The organism is Pseudoalteromonas sp. TAE79 (assembly GCF_000498015.1).
In the GTDB taxonomy this organism is placed as follows: domain Bacteria; phylum Pseudomonadota; class Gammaproteobacteria; order Enterobacterales; family Alteromonadaceae; genus Pseudoalteromonas.
In genome coordinates this window covers 1-665 of record NZ_AUTL01000113.1, presented here as the reverse complement: position 1 = coordinate 665, position 665 = coordinate 1, and the positions used below count along the sequence as shown (strand labels likewise).

The following is a 665-nucleotide window of genomic DNA, read 5'->3' as shown; positions in this document are numbered from 1 at the left end:
AGTAGCTTTTCGCAGTTACTGATATTCGCTCGCCGCTTTCGCTTTAAGTTTTCACAATAACCTTCTTGTGAGGCTGGCCTGCCTACTGCGCCATGAAATACACGCGTAAATTGTGTGGTGAGCTTTAACCAGTTTTCGGGGGATATATTCACTCTTTCGAGTAAGGGTAAGTGTGAACTCTCAATATACCCTCGCTTATCTTCACGTATACAACGCCCTGTTAATTCAACAAGTTCAAGGTACGATTTAAGCTCAAACGGCAGCCCTTTGGGCATTATTTTACGTGGCATGCCTGCAAAGCGAAGGAGTTGTTTTGGTTGTTTACCATCCTTTGCATATGTTAGTCGCTGTTTGATGCTGGTATGGCCTGAATCCTCTGGAGTGTTAGCTATTTTAGCTCTAATGGGGTTTAAGTCTACATATGCCATACAAGCTGCAAGTGCTGCTTCATCTAGTAATGCTTGCGATTTGAATCTACCCTCCCCACAAAGTTGTATGGAACAACTTTGAACGCCTTAGGCGGCCCGAAGGGTGAGCGCCATGGATGGCAGCGAATAAAACCTACCCGTGCAGTTATCTTCTTTATTTGCTCTGCGAGCAATATCTTCATTTAACAACCGCATAAACCAGCTAATACTTGATAGGCGCTCTCGATATTCCTTTAC

Annotated in this window: 1 pseudogene; it reads right to left on the bottom strand. The window is 44.2% G+C overall.

From position 1 onward, the window contains the following. Window positions 1-665 (bottom strand): annotated as a pseudogene (locus L655_RS1000000127900) (hypothetical protein); the annotation flags it as partial.